This is a genomic window from Streptomyces venezuelae ATCC 10712, assembly GCF_008639165.1.
Lineage (GTDB): Bacteria > Actinomycetota > Actinomycetes > Streptomycetales > Streptomycetaceae > Streptomyces > Streptomyces venezuelae.
Genome location: NZ_CP029197.1, coordinates 1,019,308 through 1,043,904, shown reverse-complemented (window position 1 = coordinate 1,043,904; position 24,597 = coordinate 1,019,308). Strand labels below are relative to the sequence as shown.

27 protein-coding genes are annotated in these 24,597 nt (G+C 72.7%); 16 read left to right on the top strand and 11 right to left on the bottom strand.

What is annotated here, in order from left to right; all coding sequences use genetic code 11:
• Positions 1 to 92: 92 nt before the first annotated feature.
• Positions 93 to 1,304: a Cmx/CmrA family chloramphenicol efflux MFS transporter gene (locus DEJ43_RS04470; protein WP_015032122.1), complete on the bottom strand. Its 1,212-nt coding sequence runs from the start codon at positions 1,302 to 1,304 to the stop codon at positions 93 to 95.
• A gap of 312 nt (positions 1,305 to 1,616) precedes the next feature.
• Here DEJ43_RS04470 and DEJ43_RS04465 point away from each other — a divergent pair, with 312 nt between their 5' ends.
• Together DEJ43_RS04465 and DEJ43_RS04460 are read left to right on the top strand one after the other, a co-directional pair.
• Entirely contained in the window at positions 1,617 to 3,035 is a 1,419-nt protein-coding gene (locus tag DEJ43_RS04465) for a cation:proton antiporter (protein WP_015032121.1), read from the top strand.
• Positions 3,032 to 3,751, top strand: coding sequence for a 4'-phosphopantetheinyl transferase family protein (locus tag DEJ43_RS04460; RefSeq protein WP_015032120.1), 720 nt, complete (start codon positions 3,032 to 3,034; stop codon positions 3,749 to 3,751). Before DEJ43_RS04465 ends, DEJ43_RS04460 begins: the two co-directional genes overlap by 4 nt.
• 4 nt (positions 3,752 to 3,755) lie before the next feature.
• On the opposite strand, the gene DEJ43_RS04455 is transcribed toward DEJ43_RS04460, so the two are convergent.
• Entirely contained in the window at positions 3,756 to 4,790 is a 1,035-nt protein-coding gene (locus tag DEJ43_RS04455) for a ParB/RepB/Spo0J family partition protein (RefSeq protein WP_015032119.1), read from the bottom strand.
• Positions 4,791 to 5,020: 230 nt separating this feature from the next.
• Complete coding sequence (locus tag DEJ43_RS37305) at positions 5,021 to 5,176, bottom strand: hypothetical protein (protein WP_158506248.1); 156 nt, start codon at positions 5,174 to 5,176, stop codon at positions 5,021 to 5,023.
• A gap of 216 nt (positions 5,177 to 5,392) precedes the next feature.
• Between DEJ43_RS37305 and DEJ43_RS04450 the strand changes: the two genes are divergently transcribed.
• From DEJ43_RS04450 to DEJ43_RS04405, 10 genes are all read left to right on the top strand, one after another.
• The gene (locus DEJ43_RS04450) at positions 5,393 to 5,929 is read left to right on the top strand and encodes a hypothetical protein (protein ID WP_015032117.1); all 537 of its coding nucleotides are present in this window, start codon (positions 5,393 to 5,395) and stop codon (positions 5,927 to 5,929) included.
• Positions 5,930 to 6,451 (top strand): zinc metalloprotease, encoded by a 522-nt coding sequence (locus tag DEJ43_RS04445; RefSeq protein WP_015032116.1) that lies wholly within the window; start codon positions 5,930 to 5,932, stop codon positions 6,449 to 6,451.
• Entirely contained in the window at positions 6,445 to 7,671 is a 1,227-nt protein-coding gene (locus tag DEJ43_RS04440; protein ID WP_015032115.1) for an MAB_1171c family putative transporter, read from the top strand. The genes DEJ43_RS04445 and DEJ43_RS04440 overlap by 7 nt, the downstream gene beginning before the upstream one ends.
• An 83-nt stretch (positions 7,672 to 7,754) precedes the next feature.
• A complete protein-coding gene (locus tag DEJ43_RS04435) occupies positions 7,755 to 8,600 on the top strand; it encodes a HipA family kinase (protein WP_041662096.1) in 846 nt (281 codons plus the stop codon).
• Positions 8,597 to 8,980, top strand: a complete 384-nt coding sequence (locus tag DEJ43_RS04430; protein WP_015032113.1) for a DUF3037 domain-containing protein — start codon at positions 8,597 to 8,599, stop codon at positions 8,978 to 8,980. The genes DEJ43_RS04435 and DEJ43_RS04430 overlap by 4 nt, the downstream gene beginning before the upstream one ends.
• 205 nt (positions 8,981 to 9,185) lie before the next feature.
• Positions 9,186 to 9,947, top strand: coding sequence for a 3-oxoacyl-ACP reductase FabG (gene fabG / locus DEJ43_RS04425; RefSeq protein WP_015032112.1), 762 nt, complete (start codon positions 9,186 to 9,188; stop codon positions 9,945 to 9,947).
• Between the two features lie 29 nt (positions 9,948 to 9,976).
• A complete protein-coding gene (locus tag DEJ43_RS04420; RefSeq protein WP_015032111.1) occupies positions 9,977 to 10,744 on the top strand; it encodes an SDR family oxidoreductase in 768 nt (255 codons plus the stop codon).
• A gap of 148 nt (positions 10,745 to 10,892) precedes the next feature.
• Entirely contained in the window at positions 10,893 to 12,470 is a 1,578-nt protein-coding gene (locus tag DEJ43_RS04415) for an ABC transporter substrate-binding protein (RefSeq protein ID WP_015032110.1), read from the top strand.
• Positions 12,471 to 12,586: 116 nt separating this feature from the next.
• A complete protein-coding gene (ung, locus tag DEJ43_RS04410) occupies positions 12,587 to 13,270 on the top strand; it encodes a uracil-DNA glycosylase (RefSeq protein WP_015032109.1) in 684 nt (227 codons plus the stop codon).
• 69 nt (positions 13,271 to 13,339) lie between these two features.
• Positions 13,340 to 13,813: a tetratricopeptide repeat protein gene (locus tag DEJ43_RS04405; RefSeq protein ID WP_015032108.1), complete on the top strand. Its 474-nt coding sequence runs from the start codon at positions 13,340 to 13,342 to the stop codon at positions 13,811 to 13,813.
• A 33-nt stretch (positions 13,814 to 13,846) separates the two neighbouring features.
• Here the strand turns inward: DEJ43_RS04405 and DEJ43_RS04400 are convergent, their stop codons facing one another.
• The 3 genes from DEJ43_RS04400 to DEJ43_RS04390 form a co-directional block, all read right to left on the bottom strand.
• Positions 13,847 to 14,326, bottom strand: a complete 480-nt coding sequence (locus tag DEJ43_RS04400; RefSeq protein ID WP_233447922.1) for a hypothetical protein — start codon at positions 14,324 to 14,326, stop codon at positions 13,847 to 13,849.
• 256 nt (positions 14,327 to 14,582) lie between these two features.
• Complete coding sequence (locus DEJ43_RS04395; protein WP_041662094.1) at positions 14,583 to 15,110, bottom strand: DinB family protein; 528 nt, start codon at positions 15,108 to 15,110, stop codon at positions 14,583 to 14,585.
• A gap of 60 nt (positions 15,111 to 15,170) precedes the next feature.
• Entirely contained in the window at positions 15,171 to 15,971 is an 801-nt protein-coding gene (locus DEJ43_RS04390) for a TetR/AcrR family transcriptional regulator (RefSeq protein WP_015032105.1), read from the bottom strand.
• A 94-nt stretch (positions 15,972 to 16,065) separates the two neighbouring features.
• Here DEJ43_RS04390 and DEJ43_RS04385 point away from each other — a divergent pair, with 94 nt between their 5' ends.
• Both DEJ43_RS04385 and DEJ43_RS04380 read left to right on the top strand, forming a co-directional pair.
• The gene (locus DEJ43_RS04385; RefSeq protein ID WP_015032104.1) at positions 16,066 to 17,253 is read left to right on the top strand and encodes an FAD-dependent monooxygenase; all 1,188 of its coding nucleotides are present in this window, start codon (positions 16,066 to 16,068) and stop codon (positions 17,251 to 17,253) included.
• Between the two features lie 61 nt (positions 17,254 to 17,314).
• Positions 17,315 to 18,220 (top strand): Gfo/Idh/MocA family protein, encoded by a 906-nt coding sequence (locus DEJ43_RS04380; protein ID WP_015032103.1) that lies wholly within the window; start codon positions 17,315 to 17,317, stop codon positions 18,218 to 18,220.
• On the opposite strand, the gene lnt is transcribed toward DEJ43_RS04380, so the two are convergent.
• Complete coding sequence (gene lnt / locus DEJ43_RS04375; protein ID WP_015032102.1) at positions 18,144 to 19,811, bottom strand: apolipoprotein N-acyltransferase; 1,668 nt, start codon at positions 19,809 to 19,811, stop codon at positions 18,144 to 18,146. The two genes, DEJ43_RS04380 and lnt, sit on opposite strands and share 77 nt — an antisense overlap.
• 98 nt (positions 19,812 to 19,909) lie before the next feature.
• Positions 19,910 to 20,356: a nuclear transport factor 2 family protein gene (locus tag DEJ43_RS04370; protein ID WP_041663632.1), complete on the bottom strand. Its 447-nt coding sequence runs from the start codon at positions 20,354 to 20,356 to the stop codon at positions 19,910 to 19,912.
• A 79-nt stretch (positions 20,357 to 20,435) separates the two neighbouring features.
• On the opposite strand from DEJ43_RS04370, the gene DEJ43_RS04365 reads away from it, so the two are divergent.
• Positions 20,436 to 21,029 carry a flavin reductase family protein gene (locus tag DEJ43_RS04365; protein WP_041663630.1) on the top strand — a complete coding sequence of 198 codons (594 nt, stop codon included), beginning with the start codon at positions 20,436 to 20,438 and terminating at the stop codon, positions 21,027 to 21,029.
• A gap of 69 nt (positions 21,030 to 21,098) precedes the next feature.
• On the opposite strand, the gene DEJ43_RS04360 is transcribed toward DEJ43_RS04365, so the two are convergent.
• Together DEJ43_RS04360 and DEJ43_RS04355 are read right to left on the bottom strand one after the other, a co-directional pair.
• The gene (locus DEJ43_RS04360; protein WP_015032099.1) at positions 21,099 to 21,971 is read right to left on the bottom strand and encodes an undecaprenyl-diphosphate phosphatase; all 873 of its coding nucleotides are present in this window, start codon (positions 21,969 to 21,971) and stop codon (positions 21,099 to 21,101) included.
• An 81-nt stretch (positions 21,972 to 22,052) separates the two neighbouring features.
• Entirely contained in the window at positions 22,053 to 22,514 is a 462-nt protein-coding gene (locus DEJ43_RS04355) for a winged helix-turn-helix transcriptional regulator (protein WP_015032098.1), read from the bottom strand.
• Positions 22,515 to 22,618: 104 nt separating this feature from the next.
• Between DEJ43_RS04355 and DEJ43_RS04350 the strand changes: the two genes are divergently transcribed.
• Positions 22,619 to 23,788, top strand: coding sequence for a thiolase family protein (locus DEJ43_RS04350; RefSeq protein ID WP_015032097.1), 1,170 nt, complete (start codon positions 22,619 to 22,621; stop codon positions 23,786 to 23,788).
• 16 nt (positions 23,789 to 23,804) lie between these two features.
• On the opposite strand, the gene DEJ43_RS04345 is transcribed toward DEJ43_RS04350, so the two are convergent.
• Positions 23,805 to 24,575 (bottom strand): TVP38/TMEM64 family protein, encoded by a 771-nt coding sequence (locus DEJ43_RS04345; protein WP_015032096.1) that lies wholly within the window; start codon positions 24,573 to 24,575, stop codon positions 23,805 to 23,807.
• Positions 24,576 to 24,597 lie beyond the last annotated feature (22 nt).

Genomic DNA, 24,597 nt, shown 5'->3' with positions numbered 1-24,597 from the left:
GCCGTCCACCCCGGACGGCCGGTGGCCCGCCCCCACGAGGGGGACGGGCCACCGGAGACGGGACGGACGGGAAGGACCGACCGTACGGACAGTCAGGAACGGGCCTCCACCGGACGCCCGGTGGGCGGGTTCTCCGTGGCGGCGGCGTCGGCCTTGGCGCCGGTGACACCGGCGGCCCGGGCCACGCCCGCCAGGACGAGCGCGGTCGCGACGAGCACGGCGCTCACCACCAGCGGCGAGCGGTAACCGAACTCGGCGCCCAGGGCGAGACCGCCCAGGGCGGGCCCGGCGGCGGCGCCGACGTTCAGCGCGGCGGTGGCGAAGCCACCGGCGAGCGTGGGGGCGTCCGACGCCGTGTAGAGGGCCTGCGCGATCAGCGTGGAGCCCACGCCGAACGACAGCGCGCCCTGGACGAAGACGAGGACGAGCGCCACGACCGGGTTCCCGGCCGTGAGGGCGAACACCAGCCAGCCGGCGAGGAGGGCCGCACCACCGACCGCGAGGACCTGGCCGGGACGGGTGTCCGCGAGCCGGCCGCCGACGTTGACCCCGACGAAGGAACCAATGCCGAACAGCGCGAGCGTGGCCGGCACCCAACCGGAGCTCAGCTCCGTCACGTTGGTGATGACCGGCGCGAGGTACGTGAACGAGCAGAACGTCGCGCCGTTGACCAGCGCCCCGAGCAGCAGCGTCACGCCCACCTTGGGCGTGCGGAGCGCCCGCAGTTCGTGGCGGACGCTGGGAGCCGAGGGGTCGACGGGCGTCGCCGGCACGGACCACAGCACCGCGAAGACCGCGGGGGCGGAGATGATCGCGACCCCCCAGAACGCCGAGCGCCAGCCCCAGACCTCGCTGAGGACGGCGCCGAGCGGGACACCGGCGATGCAGGCGAGGGTGACGCCGCTGAGCAGGATCGACGTCGCCCGGCCCTTCGCCTGCGGCCCGGCCATGCTCGCCGCGGTGGCGAGGCCGACGGCGAGGAAGCCCGCGTTGGCCAGTGCGGCGATCACCCGCGTGACGAAGAGGACTTCGAAGCTGTTGGTGAGAGCGCCGACGACGTGCGCGAGGAGGAACGTGATGAGGAACGCGAGCAGCGCCCGGCGGCGCGGCCAGCGCAGGCTCAGCATCGCGACCAGCGGTGCGCCGATGATCATTCCGACCGCGAAGGCCGAGGTGAGTGAGCCGACGGCCTGGAGGGACACGCCGAAATCGGCGGCCATGTCCTCCACGAGCCCGGACAGCATGAATTCCGACGTTCCCTGGGCGAATACGGCCAGCCCGAGAACGTAGATGGCGAATGGCATGAAAAAGCTCCAACTACATCGCAGAAAGGGGAGACGCGACGCAGGACGAAAGGCCGTGCGTGGCGTGGGAGACGTCCCGGAGAGATCCGGACGTGATCCCGCGATGCGGTTGATCCGTGGCGAATGCGCGACGCGCTGCTCGGCGGCAGAGGCCGGGGGAAGCAGGGTCGTCAGAGGGTTACGCGATCAGCCACCGGATCACCGGTGGCTCGCTTCTTTCCGCCTCAGGACTCGACATACCTCTCAACATAGCAACGCCCGGAACGCCGTGTCTAACGACTTGGACACCCCCGGCGCGGAGAAGGAGTGTTCATGACGACCCACCAGACAGCCATGATCATGATGGGGCTCGCGGTGGTCCTCGCACTGGCGCACGTGCTCGGGCGCCTCGCACGGCGATGCGGCCAGCCGGCCGTCCTCGGCGAGATCCTCGCCGGCATCCTGCTCGGTCCGACGCTGTTCCACGGCGCCCTCTCGGACGCCGTTTTCCCCACGGACGTCCGGCCAATGCTCAGCACCCTGGGAAACCTCGGCGTCGCGCTGTTCATGTTCCTCGTCGGCCTCGAACTCGACCACCGGCTGCTGCGCGGGAACAAGCGCGCCGCGGTCGGGGTGTCCGTGGGATCGATCGTCTGCTCGTTCGGACTCGGCGCCGTGCTGGCGGTGTGGCTGTGGAACGCCCACCCGGTCGGCGACCGGCTCGGCTTCGTGCTGTTCCTCGGCGCGGCCATGTCCATCACGGCCTTCCCGGTCCTCGCCCGCATCCTCACCGACCGGGGCATTCAGCACACGCGGGTCGGCGCGCTGGCCATGGCGAGCGCGGCCGCCGGTGACGTCGTCGCCTGGCTGCTGCTCGCGGCCGTCCTCACCTTCACGGGCAGCCAGAGCTCCTGGCAGGTGCTCCTCGTCCTGCCGTACGCCGTGGCCATGGTCGCGGTGGTACGGCCGCTCCTCGGCAGGTACCTGACCGCCCGCGAGCCGGGCGGAACGGGTGCGGGCGGGCACGGGCGGGGCGTGGCCGGGGGAGAACGGGGCGTGGCCGGGCGCGGGCAGGGCGTGGCCGGGGGTGAGCAGGGCACGGACCGGCCGGGGGCGGGCGAGCGCGGGCCGGGGGCCGGGCCGCTCGGGGTTCTCACGGTGCTGCTGCTCGTCTCCGGCGCGCTGAGCGAGTGGTTCGGACTGCACTTCATCTTCGGCGCGTTCCTCGCGGGCGCGATCGTGCCGCGCCAGGGCACCGAGCGGCTGCGCGCGGCGGTCGCCGACCGGTTCGAGGCGGTCACCTGGATGCTGCTGCCCGCCTACTTCACCGTCGCCGGGCTGAAGGTGGACCTGAGCACGGTCGACGCGGACGGACTCGGCGAGCTCGGCCTGATCCTCCTCGTGGCGGTCGGCGGCAAGTTCGGCGGCGCCTACCTGGGAGCGCGGGCCGCGGGCAGGCCCGGACGGTCGGCGACGACACTGGGCATCCTCATGAACACCCGCGGTCTCACCGAACTCATCATCCTCGGCGTCGGCCTGCAACTGGGGCTCCTCGACACGGACCTGTACTCCCTGATGGTCGTCATGGCCCTCGTCACCACCGCCATGACCGCGCCCCTGCTGCGCTGGGCGTACCCGCGCCAGATGGTCGACGCGGACCTGCGGGAGCTGGCCGCCGAATGGGAGGCCGCGGTGCCGCGCCCCCAGGCCGCCCGCGCCGGCGGCGGGAAGCCGTCGGGGGCGAAGCGGTGACGCCGACGCTCCTGACCGGGCTCGTACCGGAAGCGGCGCTGACCGCCGAGGAGTTCGGGGACGTCCCGGACGCCTGGATCTTCCCGGAGGAGGCGGCCGTGCTGCACCGGGCGGCGGACCGCCGGCGCCGGGAGTTCGCCACCGTACGGCACTGCGCACGGCTCGCCCTGACCTCCCTCGGCCGGCCCGCCGGGCCGATGGTGCCGGGCGAGCGGGGCGCGCCGAGCTGGCCGGAGGGCGTGGTGGGTTCGATGACCCACTGCGACGGCTACCGCGCGGCCGCTGTGTCCCGCAGGATCGACGTCGCCGCCCTCGGCATCGACGCCGAACCCCACGCACCGCTGCCGCCGGGCCTGCTCCGGCGGATCGCGTCACCCACCGAGCGGGCCCACCTGACCGAACTGTCCCGGGCCCTGCCCGCGCTCCACTGGGACCGGCTGTTCTTCAGCGCCAAGGAGTCGGTGTACAAGGCGTGGTTCCCGCTGACCGGGACCTGGCTGGACTTCCGCGAGGCCGAGCTGGTCCTCGACCCGTACCGGCAGACCTTCCGCGCCCGTCTCCTCCGCACCGGCCACGACGACGAGGGGCGACCACTCCACACCCTCCACGGCCGATGGCGGGTCGGCCGCCGCCTGGTCGTCACCGCCGTGGCCCACCGGGTGGCGGCCGCCGCCTTGGGGGGAGCGGGCGCCGCCGCTACGGCGGGGCGGCGGTAGGGGATCAGGCCGGGCCCGCGTCCGGCCGCCGCTCGCTTCCGGACGCGGCGTGGTCGGTCAGGGAGTCCTCGACGCACCGCAGTTCCCTGGCCATCCCCTTGAGGTCGTCCGCGCAGGCGGACAGGATGTCGGCCACCGCGCTCCGGCCGTGCAGGGGGATGGTCGGGGCGAGGCGCTTCCACTCCTCGGTGGTCCGCAGCTGCGCGTGCAGGCGCTGCAGGACCAGCCGTCCGCTCTCGCTGAGCCGGAGCGAGGGATCGTTGCGGAGCCCGTCGAAGAGGGTGATGCGGCGGGCGAGGTCGGGCGCGCCCCCTCGCCCCGTACGGTCCTCGTCCGGCCCCGGCCCCGGCGGCGCGGCGACGGGATCGGCGGGGGGAGCGTCGGCACGGCGACCGTCGGGAACCGCCGGCCGCCCCTCGGCCAGCCGGTGGCGCACGTCGCGGGCGGTGCCCACGGAGATCCCGGCCTGCCGGGCGATCTCCCGCAGAGAGGCGTCCGGATTCCGCCGGATCACCTCGGCCGCCACCCGGCGGCCCTCGGCCGTGGTGGACGGGCGGACCCGGCCGTCCCGCCCCACCCGCGCCTCCGGCCGCGCGTCCGGGTCGGCGATGTCCCGGCGCAGGGCGCCGACGCCGGTGGCGCTCCAGCCGGTCCGCTCGGCGATGCTGCGGTCGGACCAGTGGGGGTGGGTACGTAATATCCGCAGCGCCGCCTGTTTCCGCTCGTCGCTGGAGAGCGGGAGCCCGTGCCGCGTGTTGGACTCCACGGCGAGCAGGAAGGCCGCCTGCTCGTCGCCCTCGAACCAGCGCGCGCCGATGGTGTCCCTGTTGCGCAGCTTCGCGGCCCGCACCCGGTGCATGCCGTCGATGACCCGCAGGGTCGCCCGGTGCACCAGGATCGGGGGGAACTCGGTCTCGCTCTCCGCGAGCGCCCGTACGTGCGCCTGGTCGAGCGCGAAGCGCGGCGAGTCGGCCGGCAGCAGGGTGTGGATGTCGATGTCGAAGGTCGACGCCTGTCGTAGATCCGAAATCGTGGACATCAATGCCTCCAGGAACGCACGTCATCGATGACAGGAAAGGTGGTACGGCTCCGCCGGCGCGGGCGCGACGGAGCGGCGCGCGAAGGCGGGGCGGCGGCGCGGGGGAGGGGAACCACCGCGGGGGAGCGCGCGGGGATCACGAGTGAGGGGTGGGGGGTGAGGGTGTGGGGGTGGGATTGGGGGGAGGGCAACGGGGAAACGGGGAAACGGGGCCGGAAGGCGGCGCCGGGTCAGTGCACGACGGCTGGCTCCGGAGCCGTACGGGGCACGGCGGCGTCGGCCGCGACGCCGGCGGAGCCGGTTCTCCGCGGGGCCACCGCGACCCGTCGGCGGTCGGCGCTCGACCGGTGCACCCACCGGTCCTGCGTGTCACGCGGCTGCACCATGCGTTCGCGATCCTTTCGAGGGATGGGCGACGCCTCGTCGGCGACCGTAGCCGAAATGTGACGCTAAGCCAGCGCATGATCAGGCGTCAACGTGTCCGCTGACGTGGACAGCCTCGTCCGCCCCGGCACGTGTCCTGAATCGTTCTTGTCCGCTCCTGCGGACGGAGATACACATGGTCCGAGCCCTCTGCGGGGTCTTCGGGAGGGATGGTTCGCATGACGGAGGAACCGGCGCACGACGACGGAGTGCGGCCGCTGCTGCGGAAGTTCGACCAGCGGCTCACCGAACTGATCCACGCGGTCTACCCCGACGAGCAGCAGCGGCCCGGATACGCCCGCCTCGCCAGGGAGATCAGCGCGGCGACGGGCGGCTCCATCTCGGGGACGTACCTGTGGGAACTCGCCACGGGCAAGAAGCGCAACATCACGCTCGAACAGCTCGACGTCCTCGCCCAGTTCTTCGGGGTGCCGCCGGAGTACTTCCTCAACGAGGAGGTGTCGCAGCGGGTGCAGGCCCAGCTGGCGCTCGCCACCGCCCTGAGGGACGCCAAGGTGCGCAGCCTGGCGATGCGTGCCTCGGGGCTCTCGCCCGCGAGTCTCGACTCCCTGCTGACCATCGTGAACGAGACGCGGAAGGTGCAGAACCTCCCCGAGGTCGACCCCCAGGGCGGCGGGCGGCGGCGCCGGAGCAGACGCGGAGACGACGGCCAGGCGGTGGAGGACGCCCTGTTACCCGAGAACGAGGAGCGGTAGGTGCTGCGATCCCTCACCCTGCATCGGCGCTGCCGGAAGCTCGCCGAACAGGTGCGGCTTCCCGCGCCGTTCTCCATCGCGAGCTTCCGCGACCACGTCGCGGAGCAGCGGGGGCGGCCGCTGCACCTCCACCCGTTACCGCTCGAAGCCGCGTCCGCCGGTACCTGCGGCGTCTGGCTGGCGACCGCCGCGGACGACCACATCTTCTACGAGCAGCACACCTCCGCGCTCCACCAGGAACACATCGTGCTCCACGAGTTCGGCCACATGCTCTTCGACCACCGTCCGGCGGCAGGCAAGCCGGCCGAGGACGCCGCCCTGCGCGCGGTCCTGCCGGACCTCGATCCGCGGCTGATCGGACGCCTCTTCGGGCGGACCAACTACACCACCCTCCAGGAGCGCGAGGCCGAACTGCTCGCGAGCCTCCTGCGCACCGGGGCGGACCAGCCGCCGCGCCGCGAACCAGAAGGCCCGCTCGCCAGCCTGAGCGCGGCCCTCGGGGTCGAGCACCCGGGGTGCTGAGCTCGTATCTGACCGGGTTCGGCACCTGGCTCGCGTACCCCGGCTGCCTCTGTATCTGTCTCGCCGCGCTCCTCCGCGCGGCGCCGTCCCTGCGCTCCGCCGACCAGCGCGGGCTGTGGCTTGCGGTGGCCACGGCGGGCGTGGCGATGGTCCTCGACCTGCCCGTCGTCACCGGGACGGCACGGGATCTGACCGGCACCGGCCACGCCGTCGACCTGGTGCGGAACCTCACTGGCGTCGTCTCGGCGGGCGCCGTCCTGTTCTTCGTCTCGGCCCCCGTCGGGAGCAGACGACTACGGGCCGGACTCTTCGGCGCCACCGGCACGGTGATGGTCGTCCTGACGGTCCTCGACCTCACCGCCCCGGCGCATCCCGCCCACTCGGTGATCGCGGCCGGCGGCCCGGCGCCGTCCTTCGCCTACTGGCTGACGCTGATCGGGACGCACATGGTGGCCAACACGGTGTGCCTGATCGTCTGTTGCTGGTACGGGCTGCGCACCGACGACCGGCTGCTGGCGACGGCCCTCTGGCTCTTCGCCGCGGGCACCGCGTTCGCCGGGCTTTTCTGGACCGGACGGCTGCTGCGGCTCGTCCTCGACGTGGAATGGGTCTGGCCGTACCTCCCGCTCATGATCAACCTGCACGCGGTGCTGCGCGCGACGGCCATCCTCGTCCCGACCTTCGTCGCACTGGCCCGCGCGGTGACCGACGCCCGCACGGTGTGGCGCCTCTGGCCCCTCTGGCACGCCCTGGTGGGTGCCGTCCCCCACGTCGTCCTGACCGGGCGCCGCACGAGACTGCTCGAACTCCTCTGGCCGCCGATCCCGCGGCGACTGCTCGCCTACCGCAAGCTCATCGAGATCCGGGACGCCATGCTGGAGCTCGACCACTATGTGCCCTCGGGGCTCACGCCGCTGGCTCGTGACCACGTCCGGCGCCACGGCCTCACCCCCGCCCAGGCCGACGCGGCGGTCCTGGCCTGTGTCATGAAGGAGGCCCGCCGGGCGAAACTCGCAGGCGTCCCGCGCTGCGCCATGGAAGAAGAACCGTTTCCGCGCGGAGCGGCCCCCCTGCTCCTCACCCGCCAGGACCACCCGACGACCCTCACGGCCGAAAAAACCCACCTGATGGACCTGGCCCGCGCCTACACCTCACCCCCGGCCCGCTCCTTCACCCCCACCCCGACCGCCCACGCGGCAGCCACGGCCCGAGGCGACTGAAGAACCCGCCCGAGCCGGACGAAGAGGGGAACTCCCGACCTTCCCCGCAGGCCTGCCCGTGGGGGCAGGTGAGAATAGACGTCATGCTTACCGAAGTGACAGCGACCCGCTACGTCACGCCCTTGCGCGAGGGCGGCTCGCTCCCCGGGATCGTCGAGGCCGACGATCTCGGCACGTACGTCATGAAGTTCACCGGCGCCGGGCAGGGGCGGAAGACCCTGGTCGCCGAGGTCGTCTGCGGGCAGCTCGCGCGGCGGCTCGGGTTGCGGGTGCCTGAGCTCGTCACCATTCAGCTCGACCCGGTCATCGGGCTCTCCGAGCCCGATCAGGAGGTGCAGGAGCTGCTCAAGGCGAGTGGCGGGCTCAATCTGGGCATGGACTTCCTGCCCGGCTCGCTGGGCTTCGACCCGCTCGCGTACGAGGTCGACCCGAAGGAGGCCGGGAAGGTCGTCTGGTTCGACGCGGTGATCAACAACGTCGACCGGTCGTGGCGCAACCCGAACATGCTCGTCTGGCACGGCGACCTGTGGCTCATCGACCACGGCGCCACCATGATCTGGCACCACAACTGGCCCGGTGCGCAGGCCTCCGCCGCCAAGCCGTACGACGCCTCGGACCACGCGCTCGCCCCGTTCGGGCCGGACGTCGCCGCCGCGGCCGCCGAGCTGGCGCCGCTTGTCACCCGCGAGCTGCTCGAGGAGGTCGCCGCCGACGTCCCCGACGAGTGGCTGGTCGACGAGCCCGGTTTCGACAGCACGGACGAGGTGCGCGCCGCGTACGTCTCCGCGCTGCTGCCGCGCGCCGCCACCATCCACGAGCGGATCACCCTCGGTCCGCGCAGCGAGCGCCGGCCGCAGCAGCCTCCCGGCTGGCTCGCCGAGCGCCTCGCTCCCCGGACGCACTCCACCGAGAAGGACAGCACCACGTGACCGACCGCGATGTCTTCGAGTACGCGCTGCTGCGGGTCGTGCCCCGGGTGGAGCGCGGCGAGTTCTTCAACGCCGGTGTGGTCGTCTACTGCCGCGCCCGGTCGTTCGTGGCCGCGCGGACGCACCTGGACGAGACCAAGCTGACGGCGCTGGACCCGTCCGCCGACGTGACGGGCGTACGGGCCGCGCTGCGGGCCGTCGAGGGGGTCTGTCTGGGCGGGGACGCGGCGGGACAGGCCGCCCGCGACGACGCGGGCCGGCGCTTCCGCTGGCTGATCGCGCCGCGTTCCACCGTCGTCCAGCCGGGCCCCGTCCACACGGGCCTCACCGCCGACCCGGAGGCCGAGGTGGAGCGGCTGCTCGACCTGCTGGTGCGCTGAGTCCTTCCGCCGTACGGCCGCCCGTTCCCCCGCTCGGCGACGGGGAGTGACCGGGTGCACCCGGTGGGCCGTTGACACCGGGTGCCAGGGCTTCTAGCGTCTCGTTCTGCGGACGATACTAAGCGGTCGCTCATGTGCGGGACGCAGGAGCGGACGGCGGGTTCGACCGCGACCAGGGACGATCCAAGGGCGAGGAGAACCAAGCATGTCCACCACCGAGCAGCGCGTAGCCGTCGTCACGGGTGCCGCACGGGGCATCGGGGCCGCCACGGCGCTCCGCCTCGCGGCCGAGGGCCGCGCCGTCGCCGTTCTCGACCTCGACGAGGCGGCCTGCAAGGACACCGTCGAGAAGATCACCGCGGCGGGCGGCCGGGCCCTCGCGGTCGGCTGCGACGTCTCCGACAGCGCCCAGGTGGAGGCCGCCGTCGTGCGGGTCGCCGCCGAGCTCGGCGCGCCGACGATCCTCGTCAACAACGCGGGCGTGCTCCGCGACAACCTGCTCTTCAAGATGTCCGAGTCGGACTGGGACCTCGTCATGAACGTGCACCTCAAGGGTGCCTTCCTGATGGCGAAGGCCTGCCAGAAGCACATGGTCGACGCGGGCTTCGGCCGGATCGTCTCGCTGTCCTCCTCCTCGGCGCTCGGCAACCGAGGCCAGGCCAACTACGCGGCCGTGAAGGCCGGACTGCAGGGCTTCACCAAGACCCTGGCCAAGGAGCTCGGCAAGTTCGGCATCACCGCCAACGCCGTCGCCCCCGGCTTCATCGTGACCGAGATGACCGCGCAGACCGCCGAGCGCGTCGGCATGGGCTTCGAGGACTTCCAGGCCGCCGCCGCGTCCATGATCCCGGTGCAGCGGGTCGGCCGCCCCGAGGACGTCGCCAACGCCATCGCCTTCTTCGCGGGCGACGACGCCGGCTTCGTCTCCGGCCAGGTCATGTACGTGGCCGGCGGCCCGCTCAACTGACGACCGGCAGCGAGAGGAGCACGGTACCCATGACCACACAGGAACGGCCGGAGCTGTCCGGCAAGGTCGCCCTCATCACCGGCGCGAGCCGGGGCATCGGCTACGGCATCGCCGAGGCGCTCGTCGCCCGCGGCGACCGGGTCGTCATCACCGGACGCGGCGAGGAGGCCCTCAAGGAGGCCGTGGAGCGCCTCGGGGCCGACCGGGCGATCGGCGTCCCCGGCAAGGCACACGACGAGGCCCACCAGGCCGCCGCCGTCGAGGCCGCGATGGACGGCTTCGGCCGGGTGGACTTCCTGATCAACAACGCCGGTACGAACCCGGTCTTCGGCCCGATTGCCGACCTGGACCTCGGGGTGGCCCGCAAGGTCTTCGAGACCAACGTGGTCTCGGCGCTCGGCTTCGCGCAGCGGACCTGGCACGCCTGGCAGAAGGACAACGGCGGGGCGATCGTGAACATCGCCTCGGTCGCCGGCGTGTCCGCCTCGCCTTTCATCGGCGCGTACGGAATCAGCAAGGCCGCGATGATCAACCTGACCATTCAGCTGGCCCATGAATTCGCGCCCGTCGTGCGGGTCAACGCCATCGCCCCGGCGGTCGTGAAGACGAAGTTCGCGCAGGCGCTGTACGAGGGCCGTGAGGCGGAGGCGGCGGCCGCCTATCCGCTCGGCCGGCTCGGCGAGCCGGCGGACATCGGAGGCGCGGCGGCCTTCCTGACCTCCTCGCAGTCGGAGTGGATCACCGGTCAGACGCTCGTCGTCGACGGCGGGATTTTCCTGAACGCCGGAGTCGGGTGACCGATAACCGGACACTTTCCGGATTTCGTGTCCGGATTGAGCCCGGTTATACGTCGAATGCCTCAAGTGCCCCGTCAGGCTCGAACATTGACCTGGCGGGGTGCTGCGGTATCGTCGGCCGACCCGTGGCTGAACGAGGAGCGTGCACGTGTTCAACCGGACCAGTCTGCAGGCCGCTGCAGCCCTTGTGTCCATATCCCTTGTGACCGGATGCAGTGTCTTCTCGGACAGTGATTCCGCCGGGGACCAGCGAATCGTCGTCGGTACGACGAGTTCTCCCACCACGCTTGATCCCGCTGCGGCCTGGGACAATTCATGGGAGCTCTTCCGGAACGTCTTCCAGACCCTGGTGAGTTTCCCGACGGGCAGTACGACTCCGGATTCGGACGCCGCCGACTGCAAGTTCTCGGACACGTCGAGCCGGGTCTTCGAGTGCAAGCTCGTGGAGGGCCTCACCTTCTCCAACGGGCACAAACTGGACGCCAAGGCCGTGCAGTACTCGATCGAGCGCATCCGCACGATCAACCACAAGGGCGGCCCCAACGGCATGCTCGGCTCGCTCGACAAGATCGAGACCGTCGGCGACCGGACCGTCGTCTTCCGGCTCAACAAGTCGGACGCGACCTTCCCGTTCGTCCTCGCCACCCCCGCGATGTCGCTGGTGGACCCCGCCGAGTATCCGGCGGACCGGCTCCGCACCGACGGCAAGGTCACCGGCTCCGGGCCGTACGTCCTCGACAAGTACACCGAGCGCGAGACGGCCGAGCTGACCAAGAACCCCACCTACAAGGGCTTCGCGGACCGCAAGAACGGCGGAGTCACCATCCGCTACTTCGACGAGTCCGACGCCATGGTCGCCGCGCTCAAGAAGCAGGAGATCGACGCCACCTACCGCGGCCTCACCGCCGAGGAGGTCGTCGCACTCCAGGACGACAAGCCCGAGAACAAGGGCCTCCAGATCGTCGAGTCGACCGGCGCCGACATCCGCTACCTCGTCTTCAACGCCCAGGACCCGACCGTCGCCAAGCCGGCCGTCCGCCGGGCCGTCGCCCAGCTCGTCAACCGCGACGAACTGGTCAACAAGGTCTACCAGGGCACCGCCGAGCCCCTGTACTCGATGGTGCCCAAGGGCATCGCCGCCCACACCACCAAGTTCTTCGACCGCTACGGCTCGCCGAACGCCCAGAAGGCCAAGAAGATCCTCCGCGAGGCCGGCATCACCGACCCCGTCGAGCTGACCTTCTGGTACACCACGGACCGGTACGGCTCCTCCACCGCCGCCGAGTTCAAGGAGCTCAAGCGCCAGCTGGAGGAGTCCGGCCTGTTCAAGATCACCCTCCAGGGCAAGCCGTGGAAGGACTTCCAGGCGGGCTACCAGAAGGGCGAGTACCCGGTCTTCGGCCGCGGCTGGTTCCCCGACTTCCCGGACCCGGACAACTTCGTCGCCCCCTTCCTGGGCAAGGAGAACGTCCTCGGCACGCCCTACGTGAGCCCCCGGATCACCGGCGAGCTGCTCCCGAAGTCCCGCCGCGAGAGCGACCGCGGAGCCGTCACGGACGAGTTCGTGGAGGCCCAGGAGATCATGGTCCAGGACGTCCGGCTGCTGCCGCTGTGGCAGGGCAAGCTGTACATCGCGGCCGCCGACGACATCGGCGGCGGCGAGCGCGCCCTCGACCCGCAGACGGTCATGCAGGTCTGGGAGCTCTACCGCCGGGCCAGCTGGTAGCAGGACCTCCCGGCACCGGCCGTTTCGGCCGGTGCGGGGACCGCGGGGGCCACTGTCAGTGGCCCCCGGTAGGTTCTGGGACGTAGATCAGGAACGTCCACCGGAGGTTGTTCACCGTGACCGACATCAGCGTGCTGCCCGAGTCCTGGCGGGATGTTCTCGGCGGGGAACTGGCGAAGCCGTACTTCGCCGAGCTCGCCGAGTTCGTCGAGGGGGAGCGCACCAGGGGGCCGGTCTTCCCGCCGAAGGACGAGGTCTTCGCCGCGCTCGACGCCACCCCGTACGACAAGGTCAAGGTCCTGATCCTGGGGCAGGACCCGTACCACGGCGAGGGGCAGGGCCACGGGCTCTGCTTCTCCGTCCGGCCCGGGGTCAAGACACCGCCCTCCCTGCGCAACATCTACAAGGAGATGCAGGCCGAGCTCGGCCACCCGATCCCGGACAACGGCTATCTGATGCCGTGGGCCCAGCAGGGCGTCCTCCTGCTCAACGCGGTGCTGACGGTCCGCTCCGGCGAGGCGAACTCGCACAAGAGCAAGGGCTGGGAGAAGTTCACCGACGCGGTGATCACCGCCGTCGCCTCGCGCCCCGACCCGGCCGTCTTCGTCCTCTGGGGCAACTACGCGCAGAAGAAGCTGCCGCTCATCGACGAGGAGCGGCACGTGGTCGTGAAGGGCGCCCACCCCTCGCCCCTCTCGGCGAAGAAGTTCTTCGGATCGAATCCGTTCACCCAGATCAACGCGGCCGTCGCGGCCCAGGGCCACGAGCCGATCGACTGGCGCATCCCGGACCTCGGCTGAGCCTCGGCCGGATCCGGGCCGCGTGCGGCTAGCGTCGGCTCTCCCAGTGGTGAGCGGGTGGAGGTCGCGGTGACCGAGCAGCAGCAGGTGTCGGACGACGGGGTCATGACCAGGATCGGGCAGGCCATGATGCTGCTCCACGGCGGCGACCGCGAGGAGGCCCGCAACCGCTTCGGGATCCTGTGGCAGCAGATCGGCCCCGACGGGGACCCGCTGCACCGGTGCACCCTCGCGCACTACATGGCGGACGCCCAGGACGACCCCGACACCGAGCTCGCCTGGGACCTGCGGGCCCTGAGCGCGGCGGAGGGCCTGGCGGAGGAGCGGCTGGCCGAGCACGGCTCGGCGATCGCCCTGCGGGCGCTGTACCCCTCGCTCCACCTCAACCTCGCCGCCGACTACGTCAAACTCCAGCGGCCCGACGCCGCGCGGGTCCACCTGGACCGGGCCCGCGCCGCCTCGGACCACCTGGACGACGACGGCTACGGGAACGGGGTGCGGGCCGCGATCGAGCGCCTGGAGCTACGGCTCCGGGGGGAGTGACCGGGGGGGAGTCAGGGGACGGGCCGCAGCGCCTTAGCGGCCGTACGTGCCGTGGCAGATCCTGGACTGGTCGCTGCCGGGCGCCCAGCCGCCGTACCGCTCGCCGAGCTCGCAGACGTCCGCCCGGGACACCGGCGGGTCCTTCGGGAGCTCGCCCAGTTCCGGCAGGCGCGGAAGGGTTGGGCGGGTCACCGGGGCGGGCCGTTCACGCTGTGGCGGTACGGCCTCCGGGCGCGGCGCCGCCGGACGGGCCGGGGCCGCCCTCCGGTGCGGCTCGGCCGGAGGCGCCGCGCGGGGCGGAGCGGACGACGGGGGAGCGGGCAGCGCCGCTTCGAGGGCTTCGAGGGCCGGGCCCTCGACGATCAGCGGGGCCACGTCCCGGCCGGGGCTCACGGTCTCCGCGGCGGGGGCGGGCCCGGGCGCCGTCGGCGGGGTGTCCACCGAGACGCAGCCCGCGAGGGCGGCCACGGCCGCTCCGACCAGGATCTTCGCTGTGGTTCGGGTTCCATGCACCCGCGTCACTCTGCTGGCCCGGCGTGGATCTTCGCGCCGCTACCGGCGGGGAATGCCCCGTAGGGGTGAGCCGGGGATGGGGCCTTGACCCGGGGCCGGGCCTTGGCCCGAGGGCGGGCCTCGACCCGAGGGCGGGGCCGACCTTGACCGGAGAAGTGCGGCGACCGGTCCCCTCGATCCCGTCGACCCCCCTCGGACCGGTCGGTGGCGGGCCCGTCGTGGGCCCGCCGTTCCGTCCGTGGCCGGCCGGGGGCCGTCAGTAGCCGGTCGCGCCGTCGACCCGCTCCCGGATGAGGTCCGCGTGGCCGTTGTGGCGGGCGTACTCCTCGATCATGTGGAGGTAGATCCAGCGGAGGTTGTACGTCTTCCCGCCGCGGTGCTTACCGACGCCGATGTCGTCGAGGCCGTGGCCGGCGGCCAGCGCGTTCGCGTGGGCGATCTCCGCCTGCCAGGTGGCGTACGCCTCCTCGTAGGTGTCCTCGTCCGTGACGTGGATGTCCCGGTCGTTGTCCTCGTCGGTCGCGTAGATCCAGGCCGCCTTCTCGCCGGCCAGGACGTTGCGGAACCAGCCGCGCTCGACCTCGGCCATGTGCCGGACGAGCCCCAGCAGGTTGAGGTCCGAGGGCGCGGCGGAGAGGGTGCGCAGCTGGGCGTCGTCCAGCCCCTCGCACTTCCTCGCCAGGGTCGCACGGTGCCAGTCGAGCCACTGCTCGAGCGCCTCGCGCTCGCCGGAGGTGGTGGAGGGGTCGACGCGGGGGATGGATTCAGTACGTTCGGTGGTCATGCGCGGCATCGTGCCCCATGGTCATCCGCGGCGCCACCGTATTCCGGGCGGGCCGGGCCGTCACCGGCTCCCGAGCATGCCCCGCAGCAACTCCTCGAAGCCGGTCCGCAGTTCGGCGCGGCTCGGTACGGCCGCGTGGAAGGAGCCGGCGGCGCAGGAGAACATCAGCCCCTCGCACCAGGCGACGAGGGAGAGCGCGTGCCGCTCGGGCTCCGGTGATCCGGCCGCCGTCGTCATCGCGACCAGCGGGTCGCGGAAGGCGGAACCGGCGGCGTCGAAGAAGGTGCGGAGTTCGGGGCGGCGGGTTGCCTCCAGGGCCAGTTCGTAGCGCGAGACGAGCAGTGCGCGGTGGTCGGTGAGGTAGCGGTGCAGGGCGAGGGAGAGGGCGTCCGCGAGGGCTGCGGTGCGGAGGCGCGGGTCGGCTTGGTCGGTGGCGGCCTCGGTGTCGGCGGTGGCCTTGGCCTCCGAGTCGGCGGTGGCCCCGGCCCCGGCACCGGTGGCGGCGCCGGCGGTGGCCTCGCCCTCGCCCTCGTCGTCGGTGGTCGGGCCGGTCCGGGCGCCCGGCAGTTCGTCCGGGGCCAGCACCCGCGCCTCCAGCTGGACCTGGCGCCGTACGGCCGTCTCCAGGAGGGCCTGACGGGTGCGGGCGTGGTTCGACGTCGACCCCTGCGGCAGCCCCGCCCGCTCGTCCACCGCGCGATGCGTCAGGCCCCGCATGCCGCGCTCCACGAGGAGGTCGAGGGCCGCGTCGCCGATCCGGTCCGCCCGTGAGGCAGGGGAGTGGGGGGAGTCCGGGGAGCCGGGGGCACGGGAGGCGGCGGCCGAGGCGGCCAAGGCGGTCGGTGGGGTCGATGCGGTCATGGGGACAACCTACTACCCAACCGACTACAGCTGTAGTACCGTCGCTCACGTCGGACGCACTACACCTGTAGTTACCTGATCCGGGGAGCCAGTCATGGAACAGCACCACGCCGTCGTCGTCGGAGCCGGTATCGGCGGCCTCACCGCCGCCGTCGCCCTCCACCGGAGCGGCCGCCGGGTCACCGTCCTGGAGCGGGCCGCCGACCTCGCCCCCGTCGGCGCGGGCATCGCCCTCGCCCCCAACGCCCAGCGGGCCCTGGACGTGATCGGCCTCGGCGACCGCGTCCGGGACCTCGCCGCCTGGCAGGGCGACGGCGGAATGCGCACCCCCGGGGGCCGTTGGCTCGCCCGCACCGATGCCGGGGCCGCCGCCGCCCGTTTCGGCGGGCCCCTCGTGCTCCTCCACCGGGCGACCCTCGTCGAGATCCTCACCTCCGCCCTCCCCGAGGGAACCGTACGCACCGGCGCGGCCGCCACGCTCGTCGACCCCGGCGACGACCATCGTCCGGCCCGGCTCGGCACTCCCGACGGCGAGATCGAGGCGGAACTCGTCGTCGCCGCCGACGGCGTCCGCTCCGCCACCCGGCACGCCCTCTTCCCCGGGCACCCCGGCCCCCGCTACTCGGGCTGCACCACCTGGCGGGTCGTCGTCCCCGCCCCCGAGCGCCCCTTCGCCCCGCACGAGACCTGGGGCGCCGGACGCCTGTGGGGCACCCAACCCCTCAAGGACGGCCGGATCTACGCCTACGCCATGGCCACCGCCCCCGCCGGCGGGCGCGCCCCCGACGACGAGAAGGCCGAACTCCTGCGGCGCTTCGGCGACTGGCACCATCCCGTCCCCGAGATCCTCGCCGCCGTCGACCCGGGCCAGGTCCTGCGCCACGACGTCCACCACCTGCCCGACCCGCTCCCGGCCTTCCACCGGGGCCGGGTCGCCCTCGTCGGCGACGCCGCGCACGCGATGATGCCCAGCCTCGGTCAGGGCGGCAACCAGGCCATCGAGGACGCCGTCGTCCTCGCCCATCACGCGGGATCCGCGCCCGACTTCGTGCCCGGCCGCGCGCTCGCCGCGTACACCGCCGACCGGCTGCCCCGTACCACCGCCATCGTCCGCAAGGCGGCCAGGACCGGCGCCCTCACCATGCTCTCCGCCCGGCCCGCCGTCGCCCTGCGCGCCACCCTCGTCGGCGCCGTCTCCCGTCTCGGCCCGGGCTTCGTCCTGCGCGGCTTCGACGGCATCGCCGACTGGCGCCCGCCGGTGGCCCCGAACCGGTCCGCGTAAGCTGACCAGCGCGAACGGCCCGACCGCAGGGGGCCGGTGAACACGACAAGGGAGACACCCCGTGAAGGTTGGCTGCATCGGACTCGGCGACATCGCGCAGAAGGCCTACCTCCCGGTCCTCGCCACCCTCCCCGGGATCGAACTCCACCTGCAGACCCGCACCCGCGCCACGCTCGACCGGGTCGCCGACACCCTCCACCTGCCCGCCGCGCAGCGTCACGCCGACCTCGACTCGCTGCTCGCCGCCGGGCTCGACGCGGCCTTCGTCCACGCGTCGACCGCCGCCCACGCCGAGATCGCCGGCCGGCTCCTCGACGCAGGCGTCCCCACGTACGTCGACAAGCCCCTCGCGTACGAGTACGCCGACTCCGAGCGGATCGTGGAGCTGGCCGAGAAGCGCTCCGTCAGCCTCGCCGTCGGCTTCAACCGCCGCCTCGCGCCCAGTTACGCCCAGTGCGCCGAGCACCCGCGCGAACTGATCCTGCTCCAGAAGAACCGCGTCGGGCTGCCCGAGGACCCCCGCACGTTCGTCCTCGACGACTTCATCCACGTCGTCGACACCCTGCGGTTCCTGCTCCCCGGCGATATCGAGCACGTCGACGTCCGCGCCCGGATCCGCGAGGGCCTCATGCACCACGTCGTGCTCCAGCTCTCGGGCGACGGATTCACCGCCATCGGCATGATGAACCGGATGAACGGCTCCACCGAGGAGATCCTCGAAGTCTCCGGCCAGGACACCAAGCGCCAGGTCCTCAACCTCTCCGACGTCGTCGACCACAAGGGCCAGCCGACCCTGCGCCGACGGGGCGACTGGGTGCCGGTGGCCCGGCAGCGCGGGATCGAGCAGGCCGTACTCGGCTTCCTCGACGCCGTACGCGACGGGCGGGTGCTCAGCGCGCGGGACGCCCTGCTGACCCACGAGCTGTGCGAGCGGGTCGTGCGCGAGGCGCTGACCCAGGCCTCCTGAGCGCCCCGGCGCCTTCGGCGGCGCACACCGCGCCGACCACGGCGAGCGCCCCGTACAGCGGCCAGTCGCCCCAGCGGACGTAGCCCGTCGTGGACGCCGAGAGCGGCAGCTCGCGGACGGCGACGGCGCTCGCGTCGGTGCCGAGCACGGGGCCGATCCGGCGGCCGTCGGGGCCGTACACCACGCTCACCCCGGTGAGCGTCGCGTGGACGACGGGCCGCCCCGTCTCCGCCGCCCGCAGCGCCGCGAGGGAGGCGTGCTGGGCGGGCGCCCAGCTCTCCTGGAACGTGCTGGTCGATGACTGGACGACCAGCAGCCCGGCGCCGCCCCGGACCAGATGCCGACTCATGTCGGGGAAGGCGGACTCGAAGCAGATCAGCGGGCCGACGAGCGGCGGCCCGGCGGGACCGCTGCCGGATCCGGCCTCCGGGGAGGGCAGGGTCATGACCACCGGTGAGGTACCCCGCCGCCGGTCCTCGTCGGCCGCCTTGCCGAACGACGTCACCCACCCCAGCACCCCGCGCGCCGGGACGTACTCGCCGAACGGCACGAGCCGCATCTTGTCGTAGCGCTGATCCGTGAGCCCCGCAGGACCGACCAGGACGGCGCTCTTGAAGATCCCCGGACGGTCGGCGCGGCGAGCGTCCACGTTCACCAGGACCGGGGCGTCGACCGCGCGGGCCAGGGCGGTGAGCCGGGCGGCGAGTTCGGGACGGCCCGCCGGATCGGCGCCCACTCCGCTCTCGCCCCAGACCACCAGGTCGACATGGCGTCCGACGAGCGTCCGGGTCAGTTCCTCGGCGCGGGCGAGCCGCCGCTCGGCCCCGTCCGGTCCGCCGAACACCCCGGGCTGTACGAGGGCCACCCGCACCGAGCCGTTCTCGCGCGGCGCCCCGACGCCCCAGGCGGCGGTGCCCGCGACGAGCGCGCAGGCCGCGAGACCGGCGAGCCCGGCGGCCCGCAGCCCCGGCGCGGCCACCAGCAGCACCACGGCCGTGTTCGCCGCCACCACGAGCAGGCTCACCAGCCAGACCCCGCCCACCGAGGCGAGCCGCAGCGCCGCCGGAACCTCCCACTGGCTCGCCCCCAGCAGCCCCCAGGGCCCGCCCAGGCCCTCCCAGGAGCGCACCAGTTCGATCATCAGCCAGCCCGAGGGCACCGCGAGCAGCGCGGCACCGGCCCGCAGCGGTGACGGCGCCCCGCCGAGCAGCGACCGGACGAGCCACCCCCAGGGCAGCCACAGCAGGCCGAGCAGCACCGCCAGCGGCAGGAGGAAGACGTGCAGGCTGGGCAGCAGCCAGTGGTGCACCGCGAGCACGAATCCGGTGCCGCCCAGCCAGCCGTCGAGCGCGGCCCGGCGCGCCCCCGGGGCCGTACGCAGCAGGAGCAGCCAGGGCACGAGCGTCAGGTAGGCCCACCACCAGAGGCCGGGGGCGGGGAAGGCGAGCGCCGGGAGCGCGCCGCAGCCGAGGGCGAGGAGGGAGCGGCCGAGGGCGTGCCGCCGGGCGGTGCTCCGGGCCGTACGGGAGCCGGGGCCCGGGGTGCCGTCCCGGTCCCGCTCCCCCCGCCGGTGGGTGAACGGATGGCGCATGGCAGTCTCCGCCCTTTGCCTACAGTGTCGGGCGTGCCGGTACCCGGCGCGCCCGGGCCCGGCGGTGGCCGTGCGGCGGCCGGGCCGGGACCCGGCGCTCAGTTGTGCCGGCGCCAGCGTTCGTCGACGACGACCGAGCGAAGCCGCCAGCCGTCGGCGGTCCGCAGGGCGGAGAACGCGTAACGGCCCCCGCAGATGAAGTCCTCGCCGGAGGAGAAGCGCATCGGGTTGACGTAGTCGGCGCGGATGTCCGCCGCGTCGCCGGTCTCCTGGTAGCCGGCCGGTTCCCGGAAGACGACCCGTCGGTTCACGATGAGGTGCTGGCGTACGGGGAAGAGCGTCATCGTCTCGGCGAGCCAGTCGGCCACGTCGGGCGCCGGGCCCTCGATGCCGCCCGAACCCCGGTAGTCGGCGCGGCCGTCCCGGGTGAACAGCGCCCGGTAGGCAGGCCAGTCGGCGTCGTCCACGGCCGCCGCGTACCCGGTGATCAGGTCGTCGACGGCGAGTCGGTCCATCACGGTCGCGAGGTCCACGCGCTGCGTCATCGGATCAGTGTCGGGCAGCCCGACGCCGGGGCCAAGGGGCGTGCGGGCCGAGTTCCGGGGCCCGGTCATAATGTCGGACATGCGCGTGAACTTCGACCCCGAACTGACCGACGGCACCTCCTTCTACCGGTTGCTCACCGCGACCGTCGTGCCGAGGCCGATCGCCTGGGTCTCCACCTCATCGGCCGACGGCACGGACAACCTTGCCCCGCACTCCTTCTTCACCATCGCCTCGGTCGTGCCGCCCGTCGTCCAGTTCACGTCGGTCGGCCGCAAGGACTCCCTGCGTAACGTGGAGGAGACCGGGGAGTTCGTGGTCAACCTCGCCCCCGAGGGGCTCTTCGAGCAGATCAACGCGACGGCGACGGACTTCCCGCGCGGGGTCAGTGAGTTCGACGCCTGCGGCGTCGAGCGCGAGCCGAGCCTGCGGGTGAAGCCGCCGCGCGTGGCCGGTTCCCCGGTGGCGCTGGAGTGCGAGCTGCACAGCACCCTGCGGATCGGCGATTCGACGGTCGTCTTCGGCCGGGTCGTGCACGCGGCGGTCGACGAGTCGGTCCTCGTCGACGGTCACCCCGAGATGACCCTGATGCGTCCGCTGACCAGGCTCGGCAAGAACGAGTGGGGCACCCTGGGCGGCATCCGGGAGATCGCCCGCGTGCCCTACCAGGGCTAGGGGACCGACGGATGAGCCCCCGGCGCCGGTCGGCGTCAGGGGCTCAGCGGTCCGTTGGGGTGTCTCCGGTCAGCCGGCGGACTCGCCCGCGTGCGGGCTCAGGACGTCCGTGCCGACCAGGATGAAGAGCAGGATGCCGAGCAGGATGCGGTAGATCACGAACGGCATGAACGACTTCGTGGTGATGAACTTCATGAACCAGGCGATCACCGCGTAACCGACGGCGAAGGCGATGACCGTGGCGAAGATCGTCGGGCCCCAGGAGACGTGGCCCTCGCCCGCGTCCTTCAGTTCGTACGCGCCCGAGGCGAGGACCGCCGGGATCGCGAGGAGGAACGAGTAACGGGCGGCGGCCTCGCGGGTGTAGCCCATGAGGAGGCCGCCGGAGATCGTCGCGCCCGAGCGGGAGACGCCCGGGATCAGGGCCATCGCCTGGCAGACGCCGAAGATGAGGCCGTCCTTCACGCCGAGGTCCTTGAGCGTCTTGCGCTCGCGGATCGCGCGGTGGCGGCCGCCGATCTCGTCGCGGGCGGCGAGCCGGTCCGCGACGCCGAGGACGACGCCCATGACGATCAGCGTGGTGGCGATGAGCCGCAGGTCGCGGAAGGGGCCCTCGATCTGGTCCTTGAGCGTGATGCCGAGGACACCGATCGGGATCGAGCCGACGATCACCAGCCAGCCCATCTGGGCGTCGTGGTCGGAGCGCATCGACTTGTCGGTGAGGGAGCGGAACCAGGCCGAGACGATCCGGGCGATGTCCTTGCGGAAGTAGATCAGTACCGCGGTCTCCGTGCCGATCTGGGTGATGGCGGTGAAGGCCGCACCCGGGTCGTGCCAGCCGGCGAACGCCGCGGTGAGGCGGAGGTGCGCGCTGGAGGAGATGGGAAGGAACTCCGTCAGCCCCTGGACGAGTCCGAGGATGAACGATTCGAACCAACTCATGGGGCTAGGGCCGTCCCGTTATGTACGCGTGCGGTCAGAAGGTCGTGCGCAGCGTACCGTCCCCAGGTGAAGGGCCCGCCCTCAGGCTTCCTGAGGGCCTGTCGTCGTCCAGCCGGGTGCCCGGACGTGGGCGCGGAGGCTCTCGCGGTCGGCCTCGTCCCCGCAGTGGGCGCAGACGACCCGGGGGCTGAGGACCTCGCCGCAGCGGTGTTCGAGGACGATCGGGCGGTCGTCGGCGTTGAGGTGGCGGTCCCCCCAGGCCATCAAGGTCACCAGGACCGGCTGGAGTTCCTCGCCGGCGGCCGTGGCCTGGTACTCGTAGCGCGGCGGTCGCTCGCTGTACCGCACCTTCTCCAGGATCCCGGCCTCGACGAGCCGCTTGAGCCGGGCCGTGAGGATGTCGCGGGGCGCGCCCGTGTTGCGGGCGATCCGGTCGAAGCGGCGCACGCCGAGGGAGATCTCGCGGAGCACGAGCAGCGAGTACTTCTCGCCCACGAGCGCGAGGGTGTCGGCGATCGAGCAGGGGCGGGGGGCGGCCTTCATGGGTCAAGCGTAGGACAGGACCCGACGGGATGGTTTGAAAATCAAACTCAGTGGGTTATGTTACTCGTGAGTGTTGGTCCACTTATCCAACTCAGGAGCCTGTCATGCGCGACGCCGTCATCGTCGAAGCCGTCCGGACCCCGATAGGAAAGGGCAAGGCGGGCGGAGCCCTCTCCCACGTCCACCCCGTCGCCCTCCTCTCCCACACCCTGCGCGCCCTGATCGAACGCAGCGGCATCGACCCCGCCCTCGTCGACGACGTCATCGGCGGCACCGTCGACCAGGTCGGCGAGCAGGCCATGAACACCACGCGGTACGCCTGGCTCGGCGCCGGGTTCCCCGAGTCCGTGCCCGCCACCACCGTCGACCGGCAGTGCGGCTCCTCCCAGCAGGCCGTCCACTTCGCCGCCCAGGGCGTGCTCTCCGGGGCGTACGACATCGCCGTCGCCTGCGGCGTCGAGTCCATGAGCCGGGTCCCCATGTGGTCGAACGTGCCGCCCGGCGCCGACCCCTTCGGCCCCGGCGTCGCCGCGCGCTACCCCGAGGGGCTCGTCCCACAGGGCATCAGCGCCGAACTCATCGCCGCGAAGTGGTCGATCGACCGCGCCGCCATGGACGCCTTCGCTACCGCCTCGCACACCAAGGCCGCCCGCGCCTGGGCCGCCGGACTCTTCGACGCCGAGGTCGCCCCGTACGAGGAGGTCCGGCGCGACGAGTCGGTGCGCCCGGCGACCACCGAGGAGGTCCTCGCCGGTCTCCGGCCCTCCTTCGAGGACCCCGGCTTCGCCGAGCGCTTCCCGCAGATCGACTGGTCCGTCACCGCCGGCAACAGCAGCCCCATCAACGACGGCGCCTCCGCCGTGCTCGTGATGGCCGCCGACACCGCCCGCAGCCTCGGCCTGCGGCCGCTCGCCCGGCTGCACAGCTTCGCCGTCACCGGCTCCGACCCGCTGCTCATGCTCACGGGCGTCATCCCCGCCACCGAGAAGGTGCTGCGCCGGTCGGGCCTGTCGCTCGCCGACATCGACCTCTTCGAGATCAACGAGGCCTTCGCGAGCGTCGTCCTCGCCTGGCAGCAGGAGACCGGCGCCGACCCCGCCAAGGTCAACGTCCACGGGGGCGCCATCGCCCTCGGCCACCCCCTCGGGGCCAGCGGCACGCGCCTCACCACGACCCTCGTCCACGCCCTGCGGGCCAGGGGCGCCCGCTACGGTCTCCAGGCGATGTGCGAGGCCGGCGGTCTCGCCAACGCGATGGTCGTCGAAGCCCTCTGACCCGGCCGCGGCGGAGTCAACGCCCCGCGCCGACCGCCGTCTCGGGCTCCAACTCGGACTCCGGCTCCGGTGCCGTGACCGGCGCCGGGGCCCGCAGGCCGTGCCGCTTGCGCCAGGCGACCACGGCGGCCGCCAGGCCCGAGAGCACGATGAACCCCGCCGAGAAGAGGAAGGCGGGCGAGCCCGGTTCGCCCGCCTGCGCGCCCGCCACGACGTAGGCCGCCGTGTTGGGCACCGAGCCGAGCCCCGTCGCCACGAGGAACGGCACATAGCCCATGCGGGAGACCGCGGCGCAGTAGTTGGCCGCCGCGAACGGCACCCCCGGGAACAGCCGGATCGCCAGCATCGAGCGGAACCCGTGCCGGCTGAGCTGCCCGTCCGCCGCCGTGAGCCAGCGGCCCCGCACCATCGGCCGCAGCGCGTCCTGGCCGAGGAGCCGGCCCAGGGTGAAGGCGATCCCGGCGCCCAGCACCGTCCCGGCGATTGCTGCCGTCAGACCGGCGGCCGAGCCGAACAGCGCGCCCGCCGCCAGGTTGAGCACCGGCCGGGGCACGAACGCCGCCGTGCACACCCCGTACGCGAGACCGAAGAGCAGCACCGCCCCGGCGCCGCTCGTCTGCGGCGGCCAGCCCGAGGCGAGCAGCCGCTGCGGCTCGTACAGCACGACGAGGGCCGCCGCCGAGAGCAGCAGCAGCGCGAGCATCGAGAGCCGGGAGCGGGGCGACAGGAGGGCCCGGGAGCAGCGGACGGCGAGGGAGCCCGGCGGCCGGGGCACGGGAGCGAGCATTCGGGGAGAGTAACGGACGCCT

Bases quoted from the DNA above. Each gene is read 5' to 3' on its own strand.
- DEJ43_RS04395 (WP_041662094.1), bottom strand. From the start codon at position 15,110: ATGACCACCGAACGTACTGAATCCATCCCCCGCGTCGACCCCTCCACC.
- DEJ43_RS04455 (WP_015032119.1), bottom strand. From the start codon at position 4,790: ATGTCCACGATTTCGGATCTACGACAGGCGTCGACCTTCGACATCGAC.
- DEJ43_RS04450 (WP_015032117.1), top strand. From the start codon at position 5,393: ATGACGGAGGAACCGGCGCACGACGACGGAGTGCGGCCGCTGCTGCGG.
- DEJ43_RS04465 (WP_015032121.1), top strand. From the start codon at position 1,617: ATGACGACCCACCAGACAGCCATGATCATGATGGGGCTCGCGGTGGTC.
- DEJ43_RS04420 (WP_015032111.1), top strand. From the start codon at position 9,977: ATGACCACACAGGAACGGCCGGAGCTGTCCGGCAAGGTCGCCCTCATC.
- DEJ43_RS04385 (WP_015032104.1), top strand. From the start codon at position 16,066: ATGGAACAGCACCACGCCGTCGTCGTCGGAGCCGGTATCGGCGGCCTC.
- DEJ43_RS04355 (WP_015032098.1), bottom strand. From the start codon at position 22,514: ATGAAGGCCGCCCCCCGCCCCTGCTCGATCGCCGACACCCTCGCGCTC.
- DEJ43_RS04345 (WP_015032096.1), bottom strand. From the start codon at position 24,575: ATGCTCGCTCCCGTGCCCCGGCCGCCGGGCTCCCTCGCCGTCCGCTGC.
- DEJ43_RS04435 (WP_041662096.1), top strand. From the start codon at position 7,755: ATGCTTACCGAAGTGACAGCGACCCGCTACGTCACGCCCTTGCGCGAG.
- DEJ43_RS37305 (WP_158506248.1), bottom strand. From the start codon at position 5,176: ATGGTGCAGCCGCGTGACACGCAGGACCGGTGGGTGCACCGGTCGAGC.
- DEJ43_RS04370 (WP_041663632.1), bottom strand. From the start codon at position 20,356: ATGACGCAGCGCGTGGACCTCGCGACCGTGATGGACCGACTCGCCGTC.
- DEJ43_RS04365 (WP_041663630.1), top strand. From the start codon at position 20,436: ATGCGCGTGAACTTCGACCCCGAACTGACCGACGGCACCTCCTTCTAC.
- DEJ43_RS04470 (WP_015032122.1), bottom strand. From the start codon at position 1,304: ATGCCATTCGCCATCTACGTTCTCGGGCTGGCCGTATTCGCCCAGGGA.
- lnt (WP_015032102.1), bottom strand. From the start codon at position 19,811: ATGCGCCATCCGTTCACCCACCGGCGGGGGGAGCGGGACCGGGACGGC.
- DEJ43_RS04350 (WP_015032097.1), top strand. From the start codon at position 22,619: ATGCGCGACGCCGTCATCGTCGAAGCCGTCCGGACCCCGATAGGAAAG.
- fabG (WP_015032112.1), top strand. From the start codon at position 9,186: ATGTCCACCACCGAGCAGCGCGTAGCCGTCGTCACGGGTGCCGCACGG.
- DEJ43_RS04390 (WP_015032105.1), bottom strand. From the start codon at position 15,971: ATGACCGCATCGACCCCACCGACCGCCTTGGCCGCCTCGGCCGCCGCC.
- DEJ43_RS04360 (WP_015032099.1), bottom strand. From the start codon at position 21,971: ATGAGTTGGTTCGAATCGTTCATCCTCGGACTCGTCCAGGGGCTGACG.